The sequence below is a fragment of the Candidatus Latescibacterota bacterium genome, assembly GCA_019038625.1.
GTDB lineage: Bacteria > Krumholzibacteriota > Krumholzibacteriia > Krumholzibacteriales > Krumholzibacteriaceae > JAGLYV01.
This window is the reverse complement of record JAHOYU010000104.1, coordinates 14,896-39,574: the sequence shown is the minus strand read 5'-3', so window position 1 is coordinate 39,574 and position 24,679 is coordinate 14,896. Positions and strand designations below refer to the sequence as shown.

At 53.9% G+C, this 24,679-nt stretch carries 18 protein-coding genes; 13 read left to right on the top strand and 5 right to left on the bottom strand.

The features are described from left to right. Both KOO63_07810 and dapA read right to left on the bottom strand, forming a co-directional pair. Positions 1-427 (bottom strand): hypothetical protein (locus KOO63_07810; GenBank protein MBU8921712.1); only part of this gene is annotated, 427 nt, incomplete at its 3' end. Positions 428-451: 24 nt separating this feature from the next. Continuing rightward, positions 452-1,351 (bottom strand): 4-hydroxy-tetrahydrodipicolinate synthase, encoded by a 900-nt coding sequence (dapA, locus tag KOO63_07805; protein ID MBU8921711.1) that lies wholly within the window; start codon positions 1,349-1,351, stop codon positions 452-454. 295 nt (positions 1,352-1,646) lie between these two features. Between dapA and KOO63_07800 the strand changes: the two genes are divergently transcribed. The 3 genes from KOO63_07800 (at position 1,647) to KOO63_07790 (ending at position 3,903) form a co-directional block, all read left to right on the top strand. Continuing rightward, positions 1,647-1,982, top strand: coding sequence for a metalloregulator ArsR/SmtB family transcription factor (locus KOO63_07800; protein MBU8921710.1), 336 nt, complete (start codon positions 1,647-1,649; stop codon positions 1,980-1,982). Then, a complete protein-coding gene (gene trxA, locus KOO63_07795) occupies positions 1,975-2,304 on the top strand; it encodes a thioredoxin (protein MBU8921709.1) in 330 nt (109 codons plus the stop codon). The genes KOO63_07800 and trxA overlap by 8 nt, the downstream gene beginning before the upstream one ends. A gap of 204 nt (positions 2,305-2,508) precedes the next feature. Continuing rightward, complete coding sequence (locus KOO63_07790; protein ID MBU8921708.1) at positions 2,509-3,903, top strand: MBL fold metallo-hydrolase; 1,395 nt, start codon at positions 2,509-2,511, stop codon at positions 3,901-3,903. A 51-nt stretch (positions 3,904-3,954) separates the two neighbouring features. On the opposite strand, the gene KOO63_07785 is transcribed toward KOO63_07790, so the two are convergent. Next, positions 3,955-5,160 carry a 2,3-bisphosphoglycerate-independent phosphoglycerate mutase gene (locus KOO63_07785; protein ID MBU8921707.1) on the bottom strand — a complete coding sequence of 402 codons (1,206 nt, stop codon included), beginning with the start codon at positions 5,158-5,160 and terminating at the stop codon, positions 3,955-3,957. Between the two features lie 235 nt (positions 5,161-5,395). Here KOO63_07785 and KOO63_07780 point away from each other — a divergent pair, with 235 nt between their 5' ends. Then, entirely contained in the window at positions 5,396-6,910 is a 1,515-nt protein-coding gene (locus tag KOO63_07780) for a hypothetical protein (GenBank protein MBU8921706.1), read from the top strand. Positions 6,911-7,018: 108 nt separating this feature from the next. Here KOO63_07780 and KOO63_07775 read toward each other — a convergent pair whose 3' ends face one another. Next, the gene (locus tag KOO63_07775) at positions 7,019-8,029 is read right to left on the bottom strand and encodes a ParB N-terminal domain-containing protein (GenBank protein ID MBU8921705.1); all 1,011 of its coding nucleotides are present in this window, start codon (positions 8,027-8,029) and stop codon (positions 7,019-7,021) included. 143 nt (positions 8,030-8,172) lie between these two features. Between KOO63_07775 and KOO63_07770 the strand changes: the two genes are divergently transcribed. Together KOO63_07770 and KOO63_07765 are read left to right on the top strand one after the other, a co-directional pair. Next, the gene (locus KOO63_07770; GenBank protein MBU8921704.1) at positions 8,173-8,676 is read left to right on the top strand and encodes a rhodanese-like domain-containing protein; all 504 of its coding nucleotides are present in this window, start codon (positions 8,173-8,175) and stop codon (positions 8,674-8,676) included. Between the two features lie 20 nt (positions 8,677-8,696). Further along, the gene (locus KOO63_07765; GenBank protein MBU8921703.1) at positions 8,697-9,227 is read left to right on the top strand and encodes a DoxX family protein; all 531 of its coding nucleotides are present in this window, start codon (positions 8,697-8,699) and stop codon (positions 9,225-9,227) included. A gap of 30 nt (positions 9,228-9,257) precedes the next feature. Here the strand turns inward: KOO63_07765 and KOO63_07760 are convergent, their stop codons facing one another. Continuing rightward, entirely contained in the window at positions 9,258-10,394 is a 1,137-nt protein-coding gene (locus tag KOO63_07760; protein MBU8921702.1) for an ATP-dependent 6-phosphofructokinase, read from the bottom strand. 227 nt (positions 10,395-10,621) lie between these two features. On the opposite strand from KOO63_07760, the gene KOO63_07755 reads away from it, so the two are divergent. The 7 genes from KOO63_07755 to KOO63_07725 all read left to right on the top strand — a co-directional run bounded on the left by KOO63_07755 (position 10,622) and on the right by KOO63_07725 (position 24,669). Continuing rightward, positions 10,622-11,437 carry a hypothetical protein gene (locus KOO63_07755; GenBank protein MBU8921701.1) on the top strand — a complete coding sequence of 272 codons (816 nt, stop codon included), beginning with the start codon at positions 10,622-10,624 and terminating at the stop codon, positions 11,435-11,437. 10 nt (positions 11,438-11,447) lie between these two features. Beyond that, the gene (locus KOO63_07750) at positions 11,448-12,050 is read left to right on the top strand and encodes a helix-turn-helix domain-containing protein (protein MBU8921700.1); all 603 of its coding nucleotides are present in this window, start codon (positions 11,448-11,450) and stop codon (positions 12,048-12,050) included. Positions 12,051-12,216: 166 nt separating this feature from the next. Then, positions 12,217-14,622, top strand: coding sequence for a T9SS type A sorting domain-containing protein (locus KOO63_07745; protein ID MBU8921699.1), 2,406 nt, complete (start codon positions 12,217-12,219; stop codon positions 14,620-14,622). 147 nt (positions 14,623-14,769) lie between these two features. Continuing rightward, a complete protein-coding gene (locus KOO63_07740) occupies positions 14,770-15,036 on the top strand; it encodes a YHS domain-containing protein (GenBank protein ID MBU8921698.1) in 267 nt (88 codons plus the stop codon). A 400-nt stretch (positions 15,037-15,436) separates the two neighbouring features. Beyond that, complete coding sequence (locus KOO63_07735) at positions 15,437-15,928, top strand: DUF11 domain-containing protein (protein ID MBU8921697.1); 492 nt, start codon at positions 15,437-15,439, stop codon at positions 15,926-15,928. A 99-nt stretch (positions 15,929-16,027) separates the two neighbouring features. Further along, on the top strand, positions 16,028-18,730 hold the full coding sequence (locus KOO63_07730; GenBank protein ID MBU8921696.1) for a hypothetical protein: 2,703 nt from the start codon (positions 16,028-16,030) through the stop codon (positions 18,728-18,730). Between the two features lie 110 nt (positions 18,731-18,840). Then, positions 18,841-24,669 carry an OmpA family protein gene (locus KOO63_07725; GenBank protein ID MBU8921695.1) on the top strand — a complete coding sequence of 1,943 codons (5,829 nt, stop codon included), beginning with the start codon at positions 18,841-18,843 and terminating at the stop codon, positions 24,667-24,669. The last annotated feature ends 10 nt before the right edge of the window (positions 24,670-24,679 follow it).

The following is a 24,679-nucleotide window of genomic DNA, read 5'->3' as shown; positions in this document are numbered from 1 at the left end:
CGATCTCGGTGTCAAAATCGGGACGGGCAGCGGCCACTTCCTGGACGATCTTGAAAAGAAGGTTCACCCCGGCCGACATGTTGGGGCTGATCATGACAGGGATCTTCGTGGAGAGATTCATAGCCGTTTCGAGCTGCTCCGCCGTCAGGCCGGTCGTGCCAGAGACGAAGGGCTTGCCGGCAGCGGCACAGGTGGCGATGTGCGCCATGGCCGCTTCAGGGCAGGTGAAATCCACAACGAGGTCACAGTCTTCGATAATCTCCTTGAGAGATGAGATGACCCTGATTCCGTCGACTTCGGTACCAACACCCGGGTGGGTGGCCGCTTCGATAAGTCTCGAAACGGAAAGAGTCTCATCTCCGGCGATCTCGCCGGCGACCATCCTGCCCATCCGGCCCAGGGCTCCGGTCAGTATTACCCTTGTCATCGCGTTCCTTTCGGCTCGGACCGTTCAGGCTCCGGCGGGAGGTTTGACGACATCGAGGCCATAAGCATTAAGAGCTCCGGCCAGTTTGATCCTGTTCTCAGGCTTCATGCCTACCAGGGGAAGTCTCACCTCGCCCACGCCCATGCCGAGCATGTTCATCGATTCTTTGACAGGCATGGGATTGGTCTCTATGAACATTGACTGGCAGAGAGGGAAGAGCTTGTAATGTAATTTTCGTGCTTCTTCGATATCTTTCTTTTCCCAGGCCGCGATCATCGCCAGCACATCTTTTGGTACGATATTGCCCGCGACACTGACGACGCCCTTGCCCCCGATACAGAGGACAGGCAGTGTCATTGTATCATCGCCGGACAGCAGGGTGATCCTGTCTCCACAGATATGGATGATCTCAGCCATCTGCTCGATGGAGCCACTCGCCTCTTTGATGGCGACGATGTGCTCGTGATCGCAGATTCTTTCGACTGTGGAAGGCTGCATGTTCAGGCCGGTCCTTCCGGGTACGTTGTAAAGCATCAGCGGCAATCCACCGTCGTCGGCGAGCTTCATGAAGTGAGCGTAAAGCCCTTCCTGGGTCGGTTTGTTATAATATGGAGTGACGACCATGGCGGCGTCTGCTCCAAGTTCTTTTGCCTTGATGATGTTGGCGACAGATTTGGTCGTTGAGTTCGTCCCGCATCCAGCGACTACCTGGAGCCTGCCGGCGGCCTCTTCGACGACGATTTCGATGATCCTGAAATGTTCCTCCCAGGAGAACGCGGGGTTTTCGCTTGTAGTGGCGCATGGCACCAACCCGTTGGTGCCTGCTTCGATATGAAAGCGGACCAATTCGCGCAATTTCTCCTCGTTCAGGCTACTATCCTCGTTAAAAGGTGTAACGAGAGCAATATAGAGCCCTTTCAACATGTCCCGACCTCCTTAAACACAGCCCGTGAAAGACAGGCCCGATGACCTGGCGGGGATGCTGGACAATCGTCTGCATCCCACAACTGGACTCTATTTATAGTCAGGCAGGTTGTCAAGAAGAATGGGAGCGCATATGGGGGGGCAGGCCGGGAGTCGAGAGGATCCTCCTGACGATGGAACAGCAAGGTGTAATGGCTTGATATATAACAGGTTATAAAAAAACATCAAAACTCTATTGACAAAGTATAATATTAATATATACTAATATAACAATGTGCAGAGAAAAGAGAGAGCCATGGATTGTGAAAACGTAAAAAGAACACTGTCAGAGGCCGAGATAGACCGATATGCGGAGATGCTCAAGGTCCTTGCCAGTCCTGCCAGACTGAGGATAGTCAATGTACTCTCGGAAAGCGAATTGACTGTCTCGGATATCTGTACTCATACTGGCCTGAAACAATCGCTGGTCTCGCAGCAGTTGAAGAATCTCCGGCTCAACGACATCGTCGAGCGCAGGAAAGATGTACCGAAGGTATATTACAGGCTCAAGGAAAAAAATGTCATAAGTGTGCTTAAATGCCTGGGTATGTGTGGAAGCAACCAGAGCGACAGGAGGAATGAAGATGAGTGACAAAGTAGTACATGTAGGTGAAAACGATTTTCAGGAAATAGTCGTCGATAGTGAGATCCCCGTAGTGGTGGATTTCTGGGCTCCCTGGTGCGGACCCTGCAAGGCTATCGGCCCGATTATAGAGGAACTTGCCGACGATTACGACGGCAAGGTGAAATTCGTCAAGGTCAATACCGACGAGGCCAAGAATGTCGCGATCAAGTATGGTATCATGAGCATTCCGACCCTGAAACTGCTCAAGGCTGGAGAGGTAGTCGATTCAATATCGGGCGCGGCGCCGAAAGACTATTTTGTGGAGTGGATAGACAAGGCTCTCGCCTGAGATCCGATCTGCAGGAGTGTTATTCGATCAATCACGGGGACGGCATATGTCGTCCCCGTTTACTTATTTCTCATTCTCCCTTATAATCTATATCTGGTTGATTGAATTGATGGAATATTATCAATTACAATCGCGATACGCTGATCGAACTGATTGAAAAGAATCAATGCGGCCCATAAGTGGGCCGGGGAAGGCAACCCGGGAATGATAAAAAAGATGATCGCCTGCATGGCGCTATCGATTGTATTGATCGTGTCCGGATGCGCGGACGGGGATCTCGAAAAGACCGGCCTCGTAAAAGTAGCTGACGGTGTTTATGCGTGGATAGCGCCGGGACCGGATGCGGCAAATGGACTCGGAGCAAACTCGGGTTTCATCGTCGGCACGGAAGCAGTAATGGTGATCGACACAAGGTATACGCCCGAACTGGCGGAGGAACTGCTTGAGACGATCCGGTCGATCACAGATCTTCCTGTGAAATACGTGGTCAATACGCACTATCATCCCGACCACACCTGGGGTAATTCAGTTTTCGCGGAGCTCGGAGCGACCATCATCTCTACTCGCGAGACGAGGGACGATATAGAAAAATATACACCGATCTATCTCTCATACTACCGTGACCAGAAGTCCCAGGCTTACAGGCAACTGGTCAACGTAAAGATGGCTCTGCCAGATTCTATTGTCCTGGGGCGTACTCTGGTAGACCTCGGCGGGATCTCGGCCGAGATCTACTATGATGGACCGGGGCATACCGCCGGCGATATCTTCGTTACCGTGCCGAAGACGCGGACCATTTTTACAGGTGGTCTTGTCAGTAACGACTATCATCCTAACATGAGCGACCAGGGCGTTGACTACGACAACTGGAAGGCCATATTGGGAAGGCTGGCAACAACGGGGATAGACAGGGTCGTTCCCGGCCAGGGGATGGTGTGTGCCGCGGACATATTAAAAAAACAGCAGGCCTATATCGACCTTGTGATCGAGACAGGAAAGAACGCGATCCGGAAAGGCACAACTCTCTCGGAAGCAGCCACCGGGACGGTCCTGCCGGGAATGGAAGGGTACAAGCAGGGAAACATGGTCCCGTTCAATCTCCAGGCTGTTTACAGGAAATATACATTCGATGTCGTCGCGCCCTCATTCAAGCTGGACTTTCCTGAAGGATTCGAGGTTAAGGAAGGTTCGGGGGAAGCGCTGAGCGGGCGTATCATGTGGACTTCAAACTCGGAGGTCGGATATTCGGAGCTGGAGGTGACCTGGGGGGGAACAAACCGTGTCGATATCATTCTCCAGGATATCCATGACCGGGTAACGAGATTTCTGGTAGAAAATCAACAGCTCGAGATGGAAATCACCGGGTCGGAGGAGTTGCAGGTCGGCCAATACCGGGCGCTTGCCGCTTATGGGCGGTGGGGGTATGGCTCCAGTTCGGGGCGGAGGGGCACCGGTCTCTGGGAATGGATGATGTTTTTACATGACGGCAAGGTCTGGGCGATCAAGCTCTCTACAGATGCCGGAGGCGACCGCGGTCAGGAAATCGTCAATATGAGCGATATGGAAGCGGTAATCGGGCGGATGAGTTTTATAGAATAAGCACGAGCCCCTAAGTTATCCAGCGTTTTCATGTGTTTTTCTGCCGGTCAGCTACGCCCCGTATTTTTTCAGGCGTCCCGCGTTTGCGAGAACGAGTTCCATTATAGAGGCGGCAGGAAATACACCCAGGGAACCCCTGTCGCAAGCCGCTTCGCTGAAGGTCTCCACATCGTCTCTACTGCAGGTATCCGACCTTATAAGGAATGGCACAGGATGCCACGAATGGCTTTTCATCGCGCAGGGCGTTGAATGGTCACCAGTGACGACGATGACATCGGGCTTCAGGTCGAGCAGTATGGGAAGGGCCGTGTCTACTTCTTCGATGACCTTTCTTTTTCCCTCGATGTTTCCGTCTTCACCGTAAGAGTCCGTCTTCTTGATATGGATGAAAAAGAAATCGTGGCCACCGTTCCAGGACGAACGCACGGTCTCGAATTCTTCCGCCGGGCTGAACCCAGTATCGATAAGATCCATGCCGCAGAGTCTGGCGACGCCCCGGTAAAGCGGGTATGCCGCAACAGCCGCGCCCTTCAGTCCGTACCTTGAGTTGAAAGGTTCGATGGACGGTTTTTTCGAGATTCCTCTCATCAGAGTCGTCCTGGCCGCGGGTTCGTCCGCGAGGACCTCCGTCGCTTTTTTGACAAATTTGTCGAGTATACTCGCGGTTCTCTCTGCAGCAGAGCTCATGGCTTTGGGCCGCAGAGGTTTGAGTCCGGTCTTTTGCGGGTCGGTCTCGGCGACATCGGCAGAGAGGCCTTCGCCCCTGAGGACAAGGCCAAAACGGTACTCGCGAACGGGCATTACGATGATCTCCACTCCGTCGATCTCCCGTATATTGTCAGACAGCATCCCGCATATTCTGATACCTTCGGTGTGGGGTATCCTTCCTGCCCGGCGGTCCGTAAGAACCCCGTGCTCGTCAATAGTCGCGAAATTGCCCCTGACAGCCACGTCGTCATCATGAACGTCGAATCCCACACCGGTTACTTCGACCACTCCCCGGCCCGCGTCGTTTTCCGGAGCGAGAGGGTCATATCCGAACAGGGCGAAATGCGCGGGGCCGCTCCCCGGTGTTACGCCGATCGATATTGGCAGGGATCTCCCGCAGGCGGCGTCCGCGGCCAGGGCATCGAGGTTGGGAGTGGAAGCCGCTTCCAGAGCCGTCATCGGGAATTCGTCGTTTCTTATTCCCCCAAGGCCATCCAATACAAGAAAGATGATTCTGGAGCCGTTATTCGTGACGAGTCTGCGAAACATTTGCTGTCTCCTCGGGTTCATGAGTTTTTTTCAGCGTGGCAAACGACAGGATCTCTTCTCGAAAGATTACCGCTGGCCGGTAGCGTATGTCAAGAATCCGTATTCTTATCTTTTTTTCGGCTGGATTGTAGTATACTTTAAATATTCAAAAAGTGGGAGGATCTGTTACCAATGTTCTGACCGGTAGCGGGGATTCCCGATAGAGGAGTAACATCAAACTATGATGGAGGAAGATATGAATTCGGCAAGATTCGGGAATAGAGACAGACTGTCCGCGATGAGATTGCTGCCGGTATTGCTGTTTGTGCTGCTGGCCGGTTGTAGTGGAAAATCGCCTATAGTCCTGAACGAACCGATAAACAAGATTTCTCGTTCCGAGACGAACTCTGAAGTGCTGCAGTCGTGGGTGATAGCTGACAGCAAGGCGGACGTATTGATACATATCGACAGTTCGGACGATATGAGAGTGTTTCCCGCGAGTTACAGGGAGACGATCAAGAACGCGGCAGATCACCTTAAGAGAAAGAACGTCCTTGTCGTCGATCAGATCGCCAGCTTCATCGAGAAGGGCGGGACTATAAACCTGGGTCATAAGGCGGGACTTTTTAAAAGGGTCATATGGGTCCTTCCCGCAAAGCAGTCCATCGGCATCGGTACTGTGGAGAATCTAAAGCGAGTGCTTTACGAAAAACGACCCTACACGAAGGATGATCTTAAAGACCTCGTATCTGACGGAAAGCATGTGAATGGTACGATAAGCGGAATTCCGGTCACTTTTTCCAATCTCGAGGATCTCGAAATCGGACCGAAGGAAACTGCGATTATCGATATTGATCTTGGTTTCTTCCTCGGACAGAAGGCACAGGACCCTGAAGGCAGGATGGGGACCAGAGTGTTGCTCGATTTCCTGCGCGTATTGAAGCGAAAGAACATTCCGACATCCCAGGTTTCAATTAATCTCGGGTCGGTAAGTGGGGCCATCCCGTACGATCTGAGGTTCTTCGGCGGAGTCATCACCGAGGTGATGGGAGACCCTTCGATACTCGAGGGAGCCCTGCCCCAGAAGTACACTATGATGCTCGAAGCTGAAGATGCCCTGATTACAGGCAACTATGAAAGGGCCATAGCTCTTTACGGCCTTCTCACCGAGAAGTGCCCCGGTGACGCCGGGCTTTTCTTTTCCCTCGCGGTTGCGCAGGGATTCAATGGAGACGGCGAGGCTGCTGTCGAATCGATCTTCAGCGCCTACGATATCGACACGACTTATCTGCGGGGATTCTTTCAGCTGGCCAGGGTGCTGGCTGTGAGCGGAAAGGTGGAGGCCGGGGAGCAGATACTTTCCTCTTCCGGACTCAGCAAGCTGATCAACAGAGATGAACTCGATTATCAGAAAGGGATATTCTTTTTCAACGCGGGTGATTTTTACAACGCGCTGACATATCTTGAGCTCATAGGTACAAAGAGGCCGAAAGATTTTGCCCTCAGAACGGTGATGTACCAGGCGTACAAGGGTATGGATAACGTGCCGATGATGACGATCACTCTGGAAAAACTGATCAGGATGGACGAGGACAGGGTGATCAGGGATATGCCATGGGTCTACAAGGAACTGGGTAGCCTGGCCGAGAACGCCGGGGTGTTTAAAAGAGCTCTGGAAGTCTATCAGGTATATCTGCAGTATGTGCCGAACGATCCTGACGCGGCGAGGCTCAGAAAGAAGGTCGGTGACTGGAAAGCCGCCGGATATTGATTTTTTGAGGAACTTTAGAGCCGGCAAATGCGTATCTATATACAGGGGATGCGGTAATTAAGTTGAACGTTGTAAACCCGGAACGCTCAGCCCCACACGCATCCCCTTTTATTTTCCTTTAAGAATTTTCAACAGTCTTTCTATCCTGCCGGCTGAAAGCGCGGAGGACAGTTTTTCCAGGATCACAGAAAACCGTGCTTCGTCACGTATCCTGATATTCAGGGAGTAACTTCCACCCTCGAGGTTGTCAGGCGGATTGATCGAGGCTTCTTCAGGGAGGCCGATGCTGTCAATCATTCTCACGATCTCCGTCGTGTCCTTTTCCAGATGCGGATAACAGGCTTTTCCAAGCCGGACTGCCAGAGGCGGGGTCGATTCGCTGGAAGAGACCAGGATATTTTTCCATTCCGTTCCATGCTGGTCGGCAAGATACAGAATCAGCTTGATGGCCTTCTTCATCCCTCCACGGCTCATCTTTTCACCAAGTAGCAACCCGGCGGCCACGTCGATGTCGATCGAAGAGTGTGAACCGAGAGACAGGAGATCACCTGTCCTCATCCTGCCGTTGTGTAAAGCAGTCCTTACAGGGGGCGTCAGATCCAGAAGGGTAAGAAGCTTTTCAGCGAAAGTCGAATTGATATCCCGTCCAAATACATCTGACAGTATGGGCATAAGATCTTCGAGATCCGGTCCCGCAAGGACTTTCGCCCTGGACAGGAGCAGGAGTTTCTCCAGTTCGGAGAGAACTGTTCCCCCTCTGGCTGATTCGAGCCATATATTCAGGATCCCGGCAGGAACAGTGTCTTCAGGAATATCCGTGCCCATGACGAGCATGTCTGTATCGGTCAGGCCGGCAGCTGCTGCCGCCGCGAGGCGCCGGTGCCCCGTGACGATGCAGTTTTCACCGTCTCTGCGGATGATGAGAGGTGGTTCGATGATCCCGTGAGTCCGAATCGATTCGATCAGTTCGAGATCGTCGGGGCCTGATCTGGACGGCTCTTTTTCCTGCACGATGATACCGGGAACATGAATATTCCCCGGCAGAACCGCCCTGAAGCAGAACGGAGACGAGATGATCTCCTCAGCCGCTGGAATGACGTTCTTTTCAAGCTGTTTCACAAATACCAGTCTTCCTTTCCGGACAGTCAGTATAATTGCAGATGGTGAAGATTGTGTAGGGTTTTCTGGAAGATCCGGTTGCTGGAAGAATGAAGTCCCGGGACGGGTTGCATTCGAGAGAGTCTGGATATATATTCTAGCCTATGGAACGGATCAGATATGGAATAATTCAGGCGATCATCATTACGGCGATTTCCGTCGTCACGGCCTTTACGTTCAATGCGTTTTCCGAGAACGGAATAAATCCGTTCAGGAAAATGAATGGGGTCCCTGTGATAGAGGGGTTCCAGACGGAGGAGGTCGAGGGAATAAAGATAGTGGGGGTCGATGAGTTCAGGTCGCTTCTCGATGGGGGAGGGATCGTACTTGATTCGAGGACAGCCGCGGATTATGAACAGGGTCATGTTCCAGGAGCGATACTTCTCGACTACTTCGAGTTCGGGAGATATGTGGATAGAGTCACTCCATATCTTTCATTTGATGAGGAATTTGCAATTTACTGTACCGGTCCGTACTGTGATGACTCCGAGTTGCTGGCGAGAGAGTTGTTCGCCCTCGGTTACAGGAAGATTTCTGTTTTCAGGGGTGGGATCGAGGGTTGGGTCGAGGCTGGACTTCCTCTCGAGACCGGTATGCACGACCAATAGAAGGACGAATTATAGTTGTTATGGCGATGATGGATTACATAAGCGGAAATGGTGTTTTCGGGGTGAAGGGTGACTTTCGGGATGGGCCGGCCAGCTGGAAGGACTATGTGGTCCTGCTATGCCGGATATTCCTCGCTGCCTTCTTCATCTACGCTGCTTTTCAGAAGGCCGGCAAACCCCTGATGTTCGCTGACGAGATCAGGATGTACAAGGTGCTCGGAATCGGCCCGCTCCTCTACATCATGGCGATCGTGCTGCCATGGATAGAGATAATCTGCAGCATCTCCCTGCTGACCGGGTTTTTTATGAGGGGTTCAGCTTTCATTTTTGTCGTTCTGAACGTGGTGTTCATTGGGGTAGTCATATACAGGACGTTCGATATAATGAATGGTGAGGGGACACCGTTCCTGGATGTTTATTTCGATTGCGGGTGTGGTTTTGGCGCTACCTATGCCTGGAAAAAGATACTTGAGGACGCGGTCTTCCTCTTGTCGGCTCTTATCATATATTTCGCGCCATCCTACAGATTTGCCCTTGGACGCCGTAACTGACCGGAAGAGGGACTACCACAGTCGTCCCACCTACTCCGGGCGGCCCACCGATGCTCCGAGTGCCTCAGCCGTCTTTACCATCTGCCCGTCGGGATCGACCCTCTTGAGTTTCTTGACTGCTGCTTTGATGTTGGCTGACTTGATCTCCCGGCCCTTCAGGCAGACCATCCTGCCATATTCTCCCCGGGCGATCAGGTTTGCCGCTTCTACGCCGAAACGCATCGCGAGGATCCTGTCGTATGTCGTCGGGGTACCGCCTCTCTGGACATGCCCCAGCACGGTCACCCTCGTCTCCATCTTTGCCAGAAGTCCTATCTTTTCTGCCACCCATCGGCCTATACCACCGAGTCTTCCCGGAGTGCCGTCGGCGCCCGGTTCTTTCTCATATACTTTTCTGCCGCCCTGTGGATAGGCCCCCTCGGCGATGATCACAATGCTGAATTTTTTTCCACGTTTCTTGCGGGCCTGGATATGGTCGCAGACGACATTGATATCGAAAGGGATCTCAGGCATCAGTATGACATCGGCTCCACCGGCGATGCCTGCCTCCAGGGCGATCCATCCACAGTCGCGCCCCATGACTTCCAGGACAAGGAGCCTGTGATGGCTCTCCGCGGTCGTGTGGAGTCTGTCGAGGGCATCGGTAGCTATAGTGACGGCGCTGTTGAAGCCGAAGGTGACATCTGTCACGTCGAGATCGTTATCGATCGTCTTCGGAACGCCGACTATGGGTACACCTTTTTCAAAGAGTGCCTGGGCGATCTTCATCGTTCCGTCGCCTCCGACGGCTACGAGGACGTCGATCCCCATTTTTTTGATATTTTTTACGATCTCCGGGGTCACGTCCTTGTTATATGTCCTGCCGTTTTCTTTTACAGGATAACTGAGTGGATTGCCGCGGTTCGACGTGCCGAGAATCGTGCCGCCCTTGAGCTGCAATCCTGACATCTCTTTCGGGGTGAGTTTGTGTCCCCTGCAGTCGAGAAGTCCGTCGAATCCGTCTTCTATACCGGTGGCCTTCCACCCGTAAGCATAGGCTGCGTTGCGGACGAGTCCCTTAATCACAGCGTTGAGGCCCGGGCAGTCTCCGCCGCCTGTGAGAATGCCTACATTCTTAATCTTTTTCGGGTCGGGCATCTTGTGTTTCGCAGCCTTTTTCTTCACCATCGACTTTTTCTCCTTTACAGCTGTCACCACTACTGTTCCTTTCTTCGCAAAAATATTGCGGTACCGGTTATAGTATAGTATTCGGCAGAAATTGTAAAAAATTTATATAAGAATGATTTTTCCCCCTTGACAAAATAGTGCAATAATTATATACTACAAAATATAAGAAGTATGTATCTTGTTTTGTTGGACTGGGGTTTCAGGATTGTTAGACGAAAGGGTCGCTGATGAACGCATATAGTAAACTCAAGCCGGACAGGTCTATCGCGGGGCTGTTGCCAGCATTCTTTACGCTCGCGGGCTGCCTGTTGATGGCAATGATATTCGGGCGTGATAGCATGGCGTGGTTCGTTACGATGGTGTTCCTGTCCTTTTCAATTCTGTCATTTTCGTCATTTTTCAGGACCAGGTCAATTGGATATCTGGCATCTGCCTGCTATCTCACCATGGGGACGGTCGCATTGGCCAGCATTCCGGGGAGTGTGTTCGGCCTGCCTGACCGTTCGGTGTACGAAATAATGCGGGCGGCGACCCTTCCATTTATCGCCTGGCTGATCTATGTGATGGTGACAAAAAAGGTCAAATGGAGAGGGCGTGAACTGCTCGAGCTGGCTGCAGACCCGGTCGACAGGCTCGGAAACGGATTTACCGAAAGGCCCAGGCCATCCGGCAGTGTCGAATATTCCAGGAACGAGATCTCGGGCTTCGCTGATTTCTGTGGCCGGCACCTCATCGTGCTGCCGCACCGTGAGAGTGACAGGATATATTTCGTCATCATCAGGATGGGAAAAGAATTCTTTCATCTCTGGAATCCGGGCAGGGATATCTCTCGGGACAGCTGGGTCTGTTTTGATTTCGAAGGCAAGGTGTCGGTGAATATCTCCCGGGATGATTATTATGAATACAGGGATGATCTTGAATTTGACAAGCTCTGCGCTTCACTCGGCGACCTGTTTGTGGAGTTTCTGGAAATGCATACGAGCAGGCAGGAGACAAGGATCATCGACAGGCTGAACAAAGTCAGGACCGGCTGGTTTTCGTAGGAATAAAAAAATGATAGACGATTTCAAAAAGGCTTCAAAACTCGGATATTACCTTTCGAAGGAATATGCCATGGATATGTTCAGGCTCCTGGCAAGTTACAGGGATGTCTCTGCTTCAGAGGCAGCTTCGCGGGTAAGTATCCACATCAACACGGCCCAGGATTTTCTCGAATCGATGGAATCTCTCGGGATCATTTCGCGCAGGGAAGTCTATGAAAGAAAACGCCCCTATTTCAGGTACTCTCTCGCTGTCGGATCGCTGGAGATGAAGATCGATCTACAGTCTATCGTCGAAGAAGTGGGGGCTGGCGAGGGCAAGGGTGGCATTAGGGAGAAAAAGAACTCCCGGGTGAAGTTCACCACTGCCCGAAGCGGAGACGCGATCAGCAACGTAGTCATCTGGTCGGGTGAGGGCCGGGACAGGAAAGAACACAGGATCAATCTCACTTCGCACCAGGGTCGGTTTCTATATCACCTTCCTTTCCCCGGCGCTGAAACGATGACTATCGATGAGATCTCGACGAAAGCGGGGCTCGACACCGAAGTCCTGCCCGAGATCGTCGACATAGTAGGAGTGTTGATAGAACACGAAGTCATAGAATCGGTCATCTGATACTTTCAGGATTGTCCTGGGGCTTTGGCCGTCGTTCTGGCCAGGCCGGCGTTTGGGCCCCTGCTTGAATCACCCTCCCATCTATGCTATAATGACCGCATCCGATCAGTCATTTCTGAGGGAATAGATCTACGACATATACAGAAGCCACCAACAGGAGGAAATCATGAAAGCCGCCCGCTTGCTTCCGGTTATTTCCATAATATGCACTTATTCCGTCCTGACACTCGCACTTGCATTGCCTGTTATTCTGTCACCAGTTCAGGCCGATGCCGCTTGGCTCCCTGACGGTTCCCTCGTCTACGTTGGCCCGGGTGGCGGAGAATCGCCTCATATAGTAACAGACGGCGCGGGCGGTTCATTTGTAGTGTGGGAAGACGATCGCAACTCATTTACAACGATCTACGCCCAGAGGGTCGACGGCTCCGGGACCCTATACTGGACGACAGACGGGATTCCGGTCTCCGAGGACGGACAATATAATTTGCTGGAGCTATTCAGCGACGGCGAGGGTGGCGCGATAATCGTCTGCACGTTATCAGGAGAGATTTGGGCGCAGAGGTTCGACTCCGGTGGAAACATTCTCTGGGGCTCTTTGGGAGTGGAGGTAACAGGCGGCATCGGGCCATATTCGATCGTAGCCGCTCCTGACGGACTGGGCGGCTTTGTGACAGCTTTTAGAACTGGGGGCTATATTTATGCCCAGAGAGTCGACTCTGAGGGGAATCTTTCCTGGGATGAAGTCTCCGGACATGGCGCGATAGTATGCGGCGACCATCAGAACCCCGATATAGTTGGTGACGGTATGGGAGGGGCCTTCGTAGCATACAACAACGACTCGGGTTATATCTTCGTGCAGCGTGTCTACCCGTCGGGCGCCGTCTGGCTGGGCGACGGCGTGGAGCTCGACGGAGACTATCGTGACGGCACCGAACCTGTCATTGCGGGCGACGCCTTCGATGGCGTGGTCGTGGCATGGAAATATGGTTCGGGGTTCACGGATATAAGAGCACACAGCATCGATGCCGGGGGAAACTACCTGTGGTCGAGCTCCGTTTTTATATGCCAGGGATTCGGCAACCAGCTTGATCCCGAGATCCTCTCAGACGGCAGGGGCGGCGCGTATATCGCCTGGGCAGACGAACGTGACGATGGTATCTCCAAGATCTACGCGCAGCATGTCGACAAGTTCCGTTTCCCACTTTGGACGACAAACGGCATCCTTGTCGGCCACGATGTCGAACATCAGCTCGACCACGTGCTCCTCGAGTCCGGCGGCGGCTGTATTATCGCCTGGCGTGATCTGAGATGGGACGAAGGTCTCGCGGGACAGAAGCTCGATGCCGATGGTAGAGCCATTTGGGCAGCCGGCGGATTGTATTTAGGACATGTGCCGGGCGGGTCCGGAGGCGGATGGGATTTCTGCCATGACGGTGCGGGAGGTCTCTTTGCGACGATGAGAGATAACCAGGTGACGCTCGGCGATGGCATATATGCGCAGTCTTTCGGCTACAAAGGCGTCATCCCTGTGCCCGACCCGGCGATCACACAGGTCGCAGACGTACCCGCCGACCAGGGCGGCGCGGTCAGATTGACTGTAACTTCTTCCGAATACGACGATCTCGATCAACGGATCGTCCCGGTCACGAGATACGACGTATGGCAGAGAGTGGACGGGGCGCCATCCCTGATGGCTGCGGCTTTCTCACAGGACGCATCCCAGACTGAAGACCTGATCGTCGAATCCGGCGAAGAACGTTTCCTGCTCACTGCTCCGACCGGAGCCATACCGGCGGGTACCTGGGAGCTGGTCGGCTCATTCGATGCCGCGCAGAGCAGCGAATATATATTCAGAGCGGTCACTCTTGCGGATTCGTCCTCGTACGGCATACCTTACAATGTCTATATAGTCACGGCGCATACGATCGACCCTTTTGTCTGGTATGTCAGCGAGCCTGACAGCGGATACTCGGTCGATAACCTCGCTCCTGCCCCGCCGCTCGGGCTGGCAGGAGAACAGTCGCAGTCCCCGGCGGGGATCCAGCTCAGCTGGGACCAGAACACGGAGAACGACTTCTGGTATTATGCTGTCTACCGCAGCACGAGCGAGATTTTCACACCGGGTGCAGGCAATCTCGTTGCAACACCTGAAACCGAATCCTGGTTCGATGGTAGCTGGGACTGGCAGCAGGACTACTGGTACAAGCTCTCGGCGATCGACGAGAATGGGAACGAGAGTGGATATATCACATTGGTGCCTGGCGAGATCACCGGCGACGATCCTCCGGCACCACGGGCGAGTTATCTTTCGCAGAATTATCCGAACCCCTTCAACCCTTCGACGACCATAAAATTCGGACTGACGAGCAGCTCGCACGTGACGCTCAGGGTATACGACACCGCAGGAAGACTGGTCAGGGTAGTCGTAGAGGAATTCCGACCTGCAGGGCACTACGACGAGAAGTGGGATGGTATAACGGTTGACGGCCTTAAAGCAGCGAGCGGAGTCTATTTCTATAAACTTTCTGCTGGCAGCTTTGTGGAAACAAAAAAGATGATATTGCTTAAATAATAATGTTCATTTGAGCAGTTTCAGGGTGCATCGCTGGCAGTGAAGGACTGGGAATGAGGATACTTGACCCGAATCCTCAAATCTGTTATCTTCGCCATGCAAAGGAAAAATCGAATGGTAATAATCCTGATAGATGGAGGTAGTTAGATGAAGAGGATCCTCGTAGTATTACTTGCAGTTATGCTTGTATCGTCGCTGGGTTGCAGCAACAATCAGTCAGAGGGCGACAAGAATCTTCAAACAGAGACGAAAGTCGGCGGCGGTTCCCTGGTCGATCCTGTCGATCAGAAGCTGGTAGATGTCGTTTCATCGAGCTATTCTTATATCTACAAGGAGATGGAATACAACTTCAATTCCAAGGAAAACATGGAAGCCTTCATGAAAGACCCCGAAAGGTATCTCAAGAAGGATTAATCCGGGTTCTCAGCCTTGAAGGTTGAATGAATCTCGCATTTTGCGAAAGGCTTCGCACAGAGCAAGACCAAAGTCCCCTTCGGGGGGCTTTTTTATGTCCGGTTGTTCCTTCTGGTTCCCCGTTGTTCCCCATCCTTACTTATTTTCCATCTTATGAAACCTGTTAGCCTGCCTGAAGTTTCGGGACTTTAGTCCTGGCCCCGGCATTGTCTGACCCTGGATTCTGTGACTAAAGTCCCATCATTTGGAACACCCCTTGCGCTCTCGGCTGCTCGTAGGAGTTACAGCGGCCTGTGAAATCCGGGCCGCGATTCATTAACCATAGCCTCCAGGTAGTCTGCCTCGACAACCACTTTGTGGACCCATCAGGCTGGAGGAATGGAAAAAGGAGGACAGATAGATGAGACGGAGTCTTTCGGCTGCGATTTTTCTCATAATCATGGCCGCGGGAGCGACATCCGCATTTGCTGAGGGCCCGGTTCTCAGTGGTGAGATGGTAGCACACCGCATCGTCATGGATGAGGAAAACCGTGAGATCGCAGTGTCGGCTGAACAGGTATATCCAAAGGACATGGTAGAGTACACGCTCCGGTACAGCAATACCGGTGATTCTTCCGCGTCCGGGATCGGCCTCGTGGGCCCGGTTCCTTCCGGCACGGTTTATCTTGAGAAAACTGCAAGCGACATCAAAGGGATGAGCACCATTTTCAGCATCGACGACGGTGAGACGTATCACCAGGCGCCGGTGATGTACGAGGTCGTTCGAAAGGACGGCACCGTAGAGATGAAGGTCGCCCGACCCGAAATGATCACTCATATCAAGTGGTCGATCGATGGTTCGCTGGACGCAGGGCAGGAAATCAAAGTCTCTTACCGCGTGCAGGTAAAGTAGACGGCCGAAATTCCTGATTCTGGTATTTAGTGCCCCGATGCAGGGGAGTTTAATTAGATGGAATGCCCTCCAAAGAGGGCAGAAGGATGGTGATCGGCAATGACGCTGAAAAAGTTCATGGGGCTGGCCTTACCAGTCCTGGTGCTTGCGTTGACGCTGACAGCAGCGACCGCGCAGGCACAGACACCAGCCGGCACGACCATCAGGAACCAGGCCTCGGCCACGTTCCAGGATGCAGTCGGCAATACCTACACCACGACTTCAAATGAAGTCACCACGATCGTACTTCCAGTGTACGGCGTGTCGGTGCTTCCGGACGACTCTGGCGAGACCCCGCCAGTGACTCCGGCCCTTTCACAGACCGCGATTCCCGGTCAGACTGTATATTTCAGTTACAACCTGACCAACACGGGAAACGACGCTGATGACTTTACGATCGAACCGCTTCTGGACGCGGTAAGCTCGTCGATGGTCATCGGCCTCGGCGATATTACGATCTATCACGACCTGAACGGTAACGGCGTGCTCGATGGCGGAGAGCCAGCCATTTCCGCAGGCGGCGTACCCGGCAACCTCGGCCCCGTAAATCCGGGGACGACGGTCAACCTGCTCGTATCCTACCAGGTGCCCCCGACGGCCGCGGCCGGCGAACTGGCGTATGTGGGACTGCAGGCGACTTCTGTCGGCGACGGAGCCCAGATAGATACGCGTAATTATCACCTGACTACAGTAGTGTCGGATGCTTCGCTTACAGCTGCTCTTTCAGGCCTTCCGGCGAATGTCGATCCTGGCAACACTATCACCTACTCGGTGACAGGTTCGAACGTTGGTACGCAGGACGCTAACGGTGTGACCGTAGCTACGGTCGGCCTTACAGGCGTTCTCGTTTATGACATCATTCCGATCGATCCTTCAAGCGGCCTTCCGCTGGCACTGGCCGGAGCCCCCGCTGGAGCTCCCGCAGGTGGAACGGTATTATACCTGCCCACAGGAAGCCCGACAGCCGGATCACCGGAGACCTGGGCATGGTCGACCTCGGCAGCTGCCGGCGACATCGGTGTCGCATATATCATGAACGGCGACCTCGTAGTCGGTCAGGCGTACAGCCTTACCTATGATGTTACCGTGCCTTTGACGATGCCTTCCGGGATAGTCAACAACAGTGCCGATGTCGCGTTTGTCGACAACAACCCCGGCACCCCGGATCCGACTATCGTCACGACGAACAACAACCAGGTCAACGTAAACGGCCTCGCTGTCGTACTCGTCGGCCCGAACGGTACTCCGGGAGCCGGTACGCCCCCGTTGTACAACGACGACCTTCAGGCTGTCGCCCTCGCATACGCGAACTCGACAGTAGACTTTATCAATACCGTTCGCAACGATGGCAACGCTGCTGATGAGATCAATATTCAGCTCGACGGCGCCTCGACGATCCCTGGCGGATGGACGGTACAGTTCTACCGCATGGACGGTGTCACGCCCCTTTCCGATTCGGGCGCTGACGGCATCGTCGATGTCGGTACGATCAACCCCGGCAACACGGCAGACTTTATCGTGAGGATAGCTGTCCCCGGTACGGCCGTTGCGGGTGGACCATACAATGCGGTCGTGAACGCTATCTCAGCGAACGACCCCACGGTATTCAACCAGACCAATGACGAGATCACTGCGGTAAGCCCCGCTGCTCTCGATATAGGTAACTACGATGGAGTTCCCGGAACGAACAACGCGGTCGTGAATATCAATACCGACCCCGGCCTGTCCGTGGACTTCCCTCTCGACGTGATCAACTCCGGTGGATCGACCGACAACTTCGCGCTGTCGGCCACATTCCCCGCAGGCTGGACCGTCACCTATTATGAAGATACAAACGACAATGGTGTGCTGGACGTTCCGGAACTCACTCCGATAGCGGCTATCGGTCCGGTCCTGGCAGGCGTAGAGGTTCACCTCATAGCGCGTGTCGATGTACCAGCAGGCGAGGTCCCGGGTGTTAACGGCACCACCTTCAGGGCTACTTCAGCCAGCAACCCCGCTATTTTCGATGAGATCGCGAACACGGTAACCATAAACAATGCCCCCTCAGTTACCATCGTTCCTGATCGTAACGGAACAGCGACAGCTGGCGGAACGGTCCGTTATCAGCACACCGTGACTAACACAGGTAACGTCGACGAGACGTTCCTGCTCAGCGCTGTAAGTTCCAACGCATGGAGCTACGCGTATTTCGATCTGGCCAACAATCCGATCGCCTCGGTCGTACTGGTCTCAGGCGCCACCCAGGACATCATCGTACAGATCTCGATCCCCGGCGGAGTCGCCATGGGTACGGTCGAGACCGGTGTGATCACTGTCACTGGCAGCGCATTCGGAGCAGTCGATACGGCTACAGACGTCACGACTATCGTGGCCGGCAATCTCGTTCTGACCAAGTTTGTCACTCCGGTGGGCAACCAGGCTCCGGGTGTCGAACTTACCTACAGAACGGATTACGCTAACGTAGGTACGGGTGATCTCTCGACGATCGTTCTCTACGACGCCATTCCCGCGTGGACACAGTACCGCGTAGGATCAGCAGTCATAGGTACTTTCGCTGTAGGCATCACTGCCATCAACATCGAATACTCCGATGATAATGGCACGACCTGGGTCCATGTACCGGTAAGCGGTGGCGGCGGAGCCCCCGTAAACTTCGATGCCAACGTGACCAACGTCAGGTGGACCCTGACCGGTACGCTGGCTGGCGGAGACAGTACTGGTGACGGTGTCGGATTCATCGTCAGGATCATAGCTGAATAGTTGATACACCATGGGCGGGGGGCATTGTCCCCCCGCCTGTGGGCTGAAAATATTGAAGAGACGTAGTTGTTGTATCCATGTTGCGAGGCGGCGCCGTGGAAAAAGTAGTTTTGAATAATATTTGTAAAGACCGGATATCCGGGATGGGAGCGATCCTTATGCTCCTGCTCGTCCTGATACCGGTTTTTTCTGTCGCGCCCGCCTACGCGCAGAGCACTCCAGCCGGAACATCGATCACAGCAAGATCGATGGTGTCGTATGAGACGTCCGGCAACCATTACATCGCATATTCCAACGAAGTGTCCACAGGCGTTATCCCCGTATTCGGCCCGATCCTTCTGCCCGACGGCACCGCACTTGCCCCCGCGGCGGAGGAGACGGCATTTTCCGGGGAGACGGTGACATTCCCGTTCACACTGGGAAACACCGGCAATGCCGGGGACATCTTCGCTTTGACCATAGATATTATCTCACCCTCAGGCTTCATTCCAGAAAACGTGATGGTCTATCTCGACGTCGACTCGGACGGGGAGATAGATATCGGGGAGAATGTAGTGACCGAGGTCGGCCCGCTTGAGATCGCGGAGACTGTCTCTCTCATCCTTTCAGCCGGGCTGCCTCCCGGCCTGACTGGTGGAGAGACGGCTCATCTCGATCTTACGGCAAGGTCGGCCGGTGATACTTCACTCGTCGACAGGGACAACGTAGTCCGCATCGTCACCCGGGATGAAGCAAGAGTCTCGCTCCAGATCGAGTCTGACAGGCCCGATGTGCCACCAGGCGAGATCGTCACCTGGACATTGAACTTTGAGAATGCCGGTGAACGTGCGGCCTCCGATATAGTCATCACTGACTTTATCGACTATACAGGTATGGGGCAAGGCACTGAGTATGTCACCGGATCGTTCCTCTCATCGCTGACTGGCCTGGTGGAGTATTTCGATATCGATCTACAGGCCTGGGTGGAGATCGCCCCTCCGGCGGAAAGGGTGAAAGGCATCCGTCTGAGCCTCGCCACTATGGCGCCGGGAGCTGACGGGTTCTTCTCCTTTGCGGTGAGAGTCAGTGACGACCACGAGTGGGGAGATATCTTCAATGCTGCATCCACCGAATATACCGGCGGGGATGCTCAGCTCTACACCCTCGATTCGAACGAGATCACTGTCATTGTCCTGCAGGTCAGCAGCCTGCTCATGGGGCCCCTCGGCAATCCCGACGCCGAGGAGGGAAGCCTCGAGGACAGGATAGTGATCGCGCTCGGTGCCACAGACACGACATGTACTTTCTGGCACGAGGTCAGGAGTACCAGCAATTTCATCGACACAGTGCAGGTCGTGCTTGCGGATTCAACGGTCATTCCCGGCGATTGGGATTTAGAGTTCGTCGATGGATCCGGCAGTCCTCTCGATCACGACACAAGGTTCATTGCCGATATCGGCCCGGTGGAAAGCGGCGGGTCGAGAACGGTGGGACTCAGGCTCAGCGCCTCGCCGGAGAGATTCCGCTCTTTCCAGGGGCGCGAGCTTGAGTTCGCTATCGAATCGAGATCGTTGGTGGATCCATCGTCGAGAAACGGTGTCCGTGATGTGCTGGTGAAGAGCGACATGCCTCTTCTTTCGGTGAAGCAGTCGATCAGGGAACCGAATGCCATGGTCGGCGACATACTGAGTTATATCGTCACTATCGAAAACATGACCGAAGAGACGACAGTCGACAGCATCATGCTGGTCGAGAGCGTCTCAGCGGGACTGGGCTACGCAGGGGGAAGCGAGGAGCCGGAGATAAACGGCAATACATTCCGGTGGGAACTCGGTTCGCTCGGCCCGGGCGAAAAGAAGGAAGTGATCTTCAGGGCCGCTGTAAAGGCCGGGCAGGAACGTGACGAGATCGTCAGCATGGCATGGGTGTTCGGTGTCTCCACTCTCGGTGAGAGGACATCGGACGGTCCTGCTGTGGCGTCGATCAGGATAATCGAAGGAATATTTTCGAGGAAGGGCCTTCTGTTCGGGAGAGTCTTCCTCGATACCGATAATAACGGTATCCCTTCAGCGAAAGAGAGAGGTGTGCGCGGAGTCTCCGTATTCATGGAGAACGGTACGTACGCTGTGACAGATTCCACAGGTTCATATTCGATACCTTCCGTCCTGGAAGGCAGGCATGTACTCAGAGTAGATCCCAAGACACTACCCGATTCTCTGGAGACCGGCGAGGCCGGCTATTTCGGATTCGGGATCAGTGGAGAGTATCTTATAGATCTTGCACCGTCAGGTAATCGCCGGGTCGATTTCCCTCTTCGGTCTGTTACGCGACAGACAGGGGGCGATTCCTTCGCCGCCATCGAAGGCTCGGGTCCGGTGGTTGCCGGCAGTGCGTTGAACAATACGGGTGGCCAGCTTCCGGGTGGCAGCGATGCCGCGGGCAGTTCTGCCGCGGATAGTTCTGCGCTGGATGACGAAGTAGCCGCCGACGACCCACAGGAGTCCGACGCCACAGATTTCGACGGATACAGAGCGATCACTTTCCCGAGCAGCCATTTCGAGCCGGGAGGAGCGATCCTCGAAGAGATCCCGATCAGAGAAGTCGCCGCTCTGGGCCTCTGGATCATGGAACATCCCGACTGGACGATCTCGATCTCGGGCCATTCGGATAATGTCCCGATAAACACTGCGGAATATCCTTCGAATTTCGAACTGAGTCTCGCAAGGGCGAGGTCCGTCTTTCAGGTCCTCAGGATGAACGGGATAGACGACAAGATAATGGATTACATGGGGTACGGCTCAAGGAGCCCGATCGCATCCAACGATACAGAAGAGGGTCGCGCAGCAAACCGGCGTGTCGAGATCAAGGTCAATCCTCCCGAAGGATATGATCAGGGCGATCCCGATATCCCATCGATCCTGAGCCGGCCGGACACGACGGAAAAGACTTATTCACTCGCCGACGATGCAGGCATCTGTGCGGAGATAGTAGGCCCCGATGAGGGTCATATATTCACCATGCGAGACAAGATAGATATTGAGGTGCTGTCTCCGCTTGCATCATCGGTCGAGTTATATGTAAACAATATCCCGGTCGGAAGGGAAAAGATCGGGCAAAAGCAGATAGATGTCGGTAATGGCACTATCGGCTATATCTTCTACGATGTGAAGATCGTCGAGGGAAGAAACGATATCCTTGTCGTCTGCAGGAGCCACGGAGAAAAGAACGTCTGTGTGCGCCATGTCTATCTGTCGGGCCGCCCCGCAGGCATAGTTGCCGAGAGAGAGAAGGTCCGGGTGCAGGCCGATGGTACAAGCTCGCCTGAGATCGTATTCCTGGTCAACGACAAGTCGGGACTTCCTGTCAGAGACGGCCTCTTTGTGAACGTGACCGGGCCTGACGAGTTGATCTCCGGGCTGGATGTCAATCCGCATCAGCAGGGAGTGCAGGCCGGAACGAAGGACGGAAGAGTGAGACTCGAACTGCCGCCGTCGAGGGATCCACGCCGGGAAAAAATAAGCGTCAACATAGACGATCTTTCAGCGACATGTGGCATATCATACGACTCGCCCATGAGAGACTGGTTCCTCTTCGGTTACGGCGAGGGTGATCTTGGATACAGCAGCCTTTCCGGAACGGGAAGCACCGACCGGTCGGCAGTCCGCCATCACGACGGGCTCTACGTGGAAGGAAAGTTCTCTCTCTACGGTCAGGGCGAAGTGGCAACGGGACACCTGATGACCCTGTCGATCGATTCGAGGCCCGTTCGCGAGGACAGGCTTCTTGGCCGGATAGACCCCGAAAAACCATATCCCGTCTACGGGGATGCCAGCGAACTGAAGTTCAATTCCGCGTCGAGAAGCGGGACCTATATAAAGATGGATCACAGGAAATACAGCGCGATGTTCGGTGATTACGAGACCGCGCTCGGCGGCGGGGAATTCACAAATTACAACAGGACCTTCAACGGGCTGAGGGGAGAGTTCAGACACTCGAAGGGTGAAGTAAAGTCATTCGTGACCAGGACCGACCAGGCGACCTTCCAGGAAGAGATCAGGGCCGACGGCACAAGCGGCTTCTATTTCCTCGGTCATTATCCACTTATTCAGAACAGCGAAAAGATCCGGATAGAGGTGAGGGACCGTTACAGGCCGGAAACAATCGTCCGTGTGGACTACAAGCAGTACGGCAGGGATTACGACATCAACTATATGGACGGTTCAATACTGTTCAAGGAGCCGGTCGCCTCTGTCGACATGGATCTCAATCCCGTTATGATAGTGATCAGCTACGAGTGCCGGGATATAGAGGATGTGAATTTCATATACGGGATACGTTCGTCATTCGACCTGACCGACAGCCTGAAGACCGGAGCTACGGTGATACTCGAGGAAGAGGGAAGCGAGACATCGTCTATTATCGGCATCGATCTTTCAGGGCGACTCCTGCCAGGAGTGTCGATAGAGAGTGAGTATGCTCACAGCAAAAAGTTCCTGCTCGGCAGCGGTGACGCCTTCAGGATAAGGCTGCTCGGCAGGCACAGCTGCGGCGTCAAATGGAATACATATTACAGGAATATAGACAGTGATTTCTTTAACCCGTCGTTCACAGGCGGGAAGACGGAACTTGGCAGCATGAAGACCGGCATCGATCTCGACTGGGGACTGAGCAAGGAATATTCGATCGTCATGAGGACGTTCATGCACGATTTCCGGGAATTGAGTGAAGAGAAGAGATACCTGGATATCCGTGGAGTGCGCAGGTCGAAAGAGTTCTCGGCCAGCACAGGTTTTGCAGGGGCCTCTCACAGTGACGACCGCGACGGCAGCCAGACATCCGCGCTGTGGCTCGGGTCGGTAGCATATGAAAAGGACGGGACGAAGGCCGAGCTTCAGGTCGACCAGAAAGTAGCCGGTGAGGAAGTCGACGAATATCCGAACCGCATCCAGGCGAGGCTGTCGCAGAAGTTGTGGAGACATATCAGCGGAACGTTCAAACATGAATACAGAAGCGGCAGACGTTCGGGGGCGAGACATCTGACACAACTCGGTGTCGAATCGAACCTGACAGATGATCTGAATATGTACTCGCGATACAGGATGGAAGGCGCGGTCAGTGGAGAACGCGGCCAGGCCGTCATGGGACTCAAAAACAGGTTCAGGCTGGGCAAGGATCTAAGCGGAACATTTACCGCCGAGAAGACCTCCACCGTTACGGGAGTCGCTACGGATGATTTCACAGCGCTCGCGACCGGATGGATCTATACGCCGAAAGAAAATCTCTACAAGCTGAAGGGTGATTACGAGGTCAGGTTCGAGCCGGACAGGATAAAGCATCTCCTCGGCCTCGCGGGCCTGAGAAGGATAGGAATGCGATGGGCGGGACTTTTGAAGGGTGATCTCTGGTACTCGAACGAGGAACTCGAACTCGACAGGGTAAAGGGTAATGGAACGCTGGGTCTTTCATTCAGGCCGAAGGACGCCGGGCCTCTGACCCTGTTCTCTCTGATGAAGACCACGTATGAAAAGAACAGCCCGGCTCACCCCGGCGCTGTCGACAAGAATCTGATGATAATGACCGAAGCAAACTATCTGCTCGGCAGAAGCTGGGAACTTGAAGGTAAGCTGGGGGGCAGGTGGGTGAAGAACACCTTTAAATCTTATACGGCCTCCACCGCCAGTTTCCTCTATCAGCTTCAGGCGATAAGGAAGATAGGCAGCAAGTGGGATGTCACCTTTGCCTCGAGGATAGTACACCAGAGCGAGACCGGCACGGTCCGGTTCGGTGGCGGACTGCAGCTCGGGCGGGTCGTAGCGGAGAACGTCTGGGTAGGTTGCGGATACGATTTCGGCGGACACAGGGACGCCGATGCACCGATAAACGATTTTAACCGTAGTGGATTCCACTTCGGGATGAAGATGAAATTTAACGAGAAGATACTTGAGCATTTCCATGATTGAAGAGCACAGG

Bases quoted from the DNA above. Each gene is read 5' to 3' on its own strand.
- dapA (MBU8921711.1), bottom strand. From the start codon at position 1,351: ATGTTGAAAGGGCTCTATATTGCTCTCGTTACACCTTTTAACGAGGAT.
- KOO63_07800 (MBU8921710.1), top strand. From the start codon at position 1,647: ATGGATTGTGAAAACGTAAAAAGAACACTGTCAGAGGCCGAGATAGAC.
- trxA (MBU8921709.1), top strand. From the start codon at position 1,975: ATGAGTGACAAAGTAGTACATGTAGGTGAAAACGATTTTCAGGAAATA.
- KOO63_07790 (MBU8921708.1), top strand. From the start codon at position 2,509: ATGATAAAAAAGATGATCGCCTGCATGGCGCTATCGATTGTATTGATC.
- KOO63_07785 (MBU8921707.1), bottom strand. From the start codon at position 5,160: ATGTTTCGCAGACTCGTCACGAATAACGGCTCCAGAATCATCTTTCTT.
- KOO63_07780 (MBU8921706.1), top strand. From the start codon at position 5,396: ATGAATTCGGCAAGATTCGGGAATAGAGACAGACTGTCCGCGATGAGA.
- KOO63_07770 (MBU8921704.1), top strand. From the start codon at position 8,173: ATGGAACGGATCAGATATGGAATAATTCAGGCGATCATCATTACGGCG.
- KOO63_07765 (MBU8921703.1), top strand. From the start codon at position 8,697: ATGGCGATGATGGATTACATAAGCGGAAATGGTGTTTTCGGGGTGAAG.
- KOO63_07760 (MBU8921702.1), bottom strand. From the start codon at position 10,394: ATGGTGAAGAAAAAGGCTGCGAAACACAAGATGCCCGACCCGAAAAAG.
- KOO63_07755 (MBU8921701.1), top strand. From the start codon at position 10,622: ATGAACGCATATAGTAAACTCAAGCCGGACAGGTCTATCGCGGGGCTG.
- KOO63_07750 (MBU8921700.1), top strand. From the start codon at position 11,448: ATGATAGACGATTTCAAAAAGGCTTCAAAACTCGGATATTACCTTTCG.
- KOO63_07745 (MBU8921699.1), top strand. From the start codon at position 12,217: ATGAAAGCCGCCCGCTTGCTTCCGGTTATTTCCATAATATGCACTTAT.
- KOO63_07740 (MBU8921698.1), top strand. From the start codon at position 14,770: ATGAAGAGGATCCTCGTAGTATTACTTGCAGTTATGCTTGTATCGTCG.
- KOO63_07735 (MBU8921697.1), top strand. From the start codon at position 15,437: ATGAGACGGAGTCTTTCGGCTGCGATTTTTCTCATAATCATGGCCGCG.
- KOO63_07730 (MBU8921696.1), top strand. From the start codon at position 16,028: ATGACGCTGAAAAAGTTCATGGGGCTGGCCTTACCAGTCCTGGTGCTT.